The organism is Nocardiopsis sp. TNDT3, from assembly GCF_003427465.1.
Classification (GTDB): domain Bacteria; phylum Actinomycetota; class Actinomycetes; order Streptosporangiales; family Streptosporangiaceae; genus Nocardiopsis; species Nocardiopsis dassonvillei.
In genome coordinates, this window is sequence record NZ_QPFC01000673.1 from 1 (window position 1) to 3,565 (window position 3,565).

Genomic DNA, 3,565 nt, shown 5'->3' on the forward strand with positions numbered 1-3,565 from the left:
CCCGGCGCCGGGCCGAGGCCGACCTGGAGGGCCACTACGAGCCCCCGCCACCGCCGCCCCTGCTCCAGGGCGACCGGGTGGGCATCGCCGCCTGGCTGTGCCTGCTGGGCGCGCCGGTACTGGTGTTCGGGGCCGCGTTCGTCGGCGTCTCCCTGCCCAACTGGCTGATGTTCGCCGCGGTGCTGGCCTTCCTGGTCAGCTTCGTCGTGCTCATCCTGCGCATGACCGACTCCCGCCCGCCCGGAGACGGCGGGCCCGACAACGGGGCGGTGGTCTGACCCCTGGGCTTCGACTTCCCCCTCTGGCGCGCCTTCGCCGTCTTCCGCGCAGCGTCCCTGGTCTACGCCCTGTTCCTCCTCGTCCAGCACCACGAGCACCTGACCCGGCCCTGGCTGGCCTGGACGGTGCTGGCGGTCATGGTCGTGTGGACGGCGTTCACCACCCGCGCCTACGCCCGCCCGCACCTGCGCGACTGGCGCGTGCTCACCGCCGACCTCGCGGTGGCCTTCGCGTGCCTGTTCGCCACCGCCCTGGCGGCCACGCCGTTCTACCTCACCCAGGCCCCGCCGCTGAGCGGCTACTGGTTCGCGGGCACCGCGCTGGCGGCCAGCGTCATCTGGGGCGGGCGCGCCGCCGCGGCCGTCGCCGTGCTCTACGGTCTCGCCGACCTCACCCTGCGCACGGTCATGGACGCCGCCGTGACCGCGGCGACCGCCCGCGGCGTGGTCCTGCTGCTCCTGGCCGGTCTGGCGGTCGGATACATGTCCTGGATGTCGGAGCGGGCCGAACGGCGGTTCGCGCAGGCGGTCGCGCTGGAGGCGCGCACCCGCGAGCGCGAGCAGCTGGCCCGCTCGATCCACGACTCGGTGCTCCAGGTGCTGTCCCTGGTGAGCAGGCGCGGCGCCGAGGCCGGGGGAGAGGCCGCCGAACTGGGCCGGATGGCCGGTGAGCAGGAGGCGCGCCTGCGCGCGCTGGTCGCGATCGGATCGTCGGAGGACGCCTCCGGCGGGACGGACGGGATGAACGGGACCGGCGGGGCGGCGCCGCCTCCCGCGGGGCGCACTGCCGCGGCAGGAACCGGGGACGCGGTGGACCTGCGCGAGCCGCTGCGCCGCGCCGAGTCGGCCCGCGTGTCGGTGTCCGCGCCCGCCACGCCCGTCGTCCTGCCCGCGCACACCGCCGCCGAACTCGCCGCCGCCGTGCTCGCCGCCCTGGACAACGTGGAGCGGCACTGCCCCGAGGGCACGCGCGCCTGGGTGCTGGTGGAGGACGAGGACGACGCGGTGACCGTGTCCGTGCGCGACGAGGGCCCCGGCATCGAGCCCGGCCGCCTGGAGCGGGCCCGCTCCGAGGGCCGCATCGGCGTGGCCCAGTCCGTGCGGGGCCGTGTGCGCGACCTGGGCGGCACCGTCGAGTACGTGTCGGTCCCCGGCCAGGGCACCGAGGTGGAGATGCGGGTCCCGCGCCGCTGAGGGCCCCGCACGGCTCACCGCCGCGGAGCCCGGCCCGGTCCCCGCTCCTCCTCCTGGTGGGAGAACCGCTGCTCCCGCCACGGGTCGCCCCGGTTGTGGTAGCCGCGCTCCTCCCAGAAACCGCGGCGGTCCGCGGTCATGTACTCCACCGCGCGCAGCCACTTCACGCTCTTCCACCCGTACAGGTGCGGCACCACCAGGCGCAGCGGCGCGCCGTGGTCGGGAGCCAGGGGCTCTCCGTCGCGGTGGGTCGCCAGCAGCACCCCCTCCGCCAGGAAGTCGTCCATGCGCAGGTTCGCGCCGTACCCGTACTCGCCCCACGCCATCACGTGCGTGGCCTCCGGCGCGGGCGGGGCCGCCGCCACCAGGTCCGTGGCGAGAACCCCGCGCCAGGGCACGTCCGGGACGCTGAACCGCATCACGCAGTGGAAGTCGCTCACCGAGTCCGTGCGCGGCAGCCGCGCGAACTCCTCCCACGTCCAGCGGTACGCCCCCAGGTCCTCGGTCGCCCCCGTGACCCGCAGGTCCCACCGCTGCGGGCGGAAGGCGGGCACCGGTCCGTAGTGCAGCGGCTTGTGCTCGTGGCGCACCGCCTGCCCGGGAGGCATCCGGGGCCGGGCCCCGCCCGTGTCGGCCTCGTCCGTTCCCTCGGACACTTCCGTCCCCCTGCTCGTCTTGGGCTCCCGCGGCGCGCCCGGCCGGCTGGCCGGCACGAACGCCTTCCCCGTGGGGAGAACGTGCGTGCGGCCATCCTGTCAGGCGCCGACGAGAGACAGGTCACTCACCCCGGGTGTGCGGACACGCGGCGACCGTGCGCTATAGTTCCAGCCATGCAGCGGAACTTCTGGCGCTTTTATGGCTACCGGCCCGACACCCCGGTCGCCTGTAGAGCGCTGCGCTGACACAGACGACTTGAGCCCCGGGCCGGTAGAGCCCGGGGCTTTTCTCGTTCCGGGCGCCGGTCGGCTCGTCCACCCAACCGACAAGCAGCTAGGGACAACGCACATGGTCATCGTGATGGCGCCGGACGCCACCCCCGAGAACATCGACGATCTGGTCGAGCTGGTCTCCTCCGCCGGAGGCGAGGCCTACGTGACGCGCGGGGTGAGCCGCACGATCATCGGCCTCGTCGGTGACGTCGAGCGCTTCCAGGACCTGGGCCTGGCCGCCAAGCCGGGCGTCAGCGACGTCCTGCGCATCTCCGTCCCCTACAAGCTCGTCAGCCGCGAGAACCACGACAGCCGCACGGTCGTCAGCGTGCGCGGAGTGCCCATCGGCGGCGACAACGTCACCGTCATCGCCGGTCCCTGCGCCGTCGAGACCCCCGAGCAGACCCTGGCCGCGGCCCGGATGGCGCTGGAGGCGGGGGCGTCCCTGCTGCGCGGCGGCGCCTACAAGCCCCGCACCTCCCCCTACGCCTTCCAGGGCCTGGGCGAGGAGGGCCTGAGGATCCTCGCCGACGTGCGCGAGGAGACCGGCCTTCCCATCGTCACCGAGGTCGTGGACGCCGCCGACGTGGAGCTGGTCGCCTCCTACGCGGACATGCTCCAGGTCGGCACCCGCAACATGCAGAACTTCGCCCTCCTCCAGGCGGTGGGGGACGCGGGCAAACCGGTCCTGCTCAAGCGCGGCATGAGCGCCACCATCGAGGAGTGGCTGATGGCCGCCGAGTACATCGCCCAGCGCGGCAACCTCGACATCGTCCTGTGCGAGCGCGGCATCCGCACCTTCGAGAAGGCCACCCGCAACACCCTGGACATCAGCGCGGTCCCGGTCGCCCAGAACCTGTCCCACCTGCCGGTGATCGTCGACCCGTCCCACTCGGGCGGCAAGCGCGAGCTGGTGCTGCCGCTCTCGCGCGCGGCCGTGGCGGTCGGCGCGGACGGCGTCATCGTCGACGTGCACCCCCACCCGGAGAACGCCCTGTGCGACGGCCCGCAGGCCCTCCTGCACGAGGACCTGGCCGAGCTGCGCGACCTGGCGGGCACCCTGGCCGCCCTGACCGGCCGCACCCTGACCCCGGCGCCGGGCCGCGAACTGGCCGGTCTGTGAGACCGCGGGGCTGAACACGACGGCGCCCCCGCCCCCCCCCC

Annotated in this window: 3 protein-coding genes and 1 pseudogene; 3 read left to right on the top strand and 1 reads right to left on the bottom strand. The window is 74.4% G+C overall.

Annotated elements, in window-relative coordinates; all coding sequences use genetic code 11:
- A pseudogene (locus DQW06_RS16875) lies at window positions 1-278 on the top strand (hypothetical protein); the annotation flags it as partial.
- 57 nt (window positions 279-335) lie between these two features.
- A complete protein-coding gene (macS, locus tag DQW06_RS16880; RefSeq protein ID WP_370449089.1) occupies window positions 336-1,472 on the top strand; it encodes a MacS family sensor histidine kinase in 1,137 nt (378 codons plus the stop codon).
- A 14-nt stretch (window positions 1,473-1,486) separates the two neighbouring features.
- Here macS and DQW06_RS16885 read toward each other — a convergent pair whose 3' ends face one another.
- Window positions 1,487-2,080 carry a molybdopterin-dependent oxidoreductase gene (locus DQW06_RS16885; RefSeq protein ID WP_049800377.1) on the bottom strand — a complete coding sequence of 198 codons (594 nt, stop codon included), beginning with the start codon at window positions 2,078-2,080 and terminating at the stop codon, window positions 1,487-1,489.
- A 397-nt stretch (window positions 2,081-2,477) separates the two neighbouring features.
- Between DQW06_RS16885 and aroF the strand changes: the two genes are divergently transcribed.
- Window positions 2,478-3,524, top strand: a complete 1,047-nt coding sequence (gene aroF / locus DQW06_RS16890; RefSeq protein WP_019610786.1) for a 3-deoxy-7-phosphoheptulonate synthase — start codon at window positions 2,478-2,480, stop codon at window positions 3,522-3,524.
- Window positions 3,525-3,565: the final 41 nt, after the last annotated feature.

Coding starts and splice junctions, on each gene's coding strand:
- DQW06_RS16885 (WP_049800377.1), bottom strand. CDS start 2,080: ATGCCTCCCGGGCAGGCGGTGCGCCACGAGCACAAGCCGCTGCACTAC.
- aroF (WP_019610786.1), top strand. CDS start 2,478: ATGGTCATCGTGATGGCGCCGGACGCCACCCCCGAGAACATCGACGAT.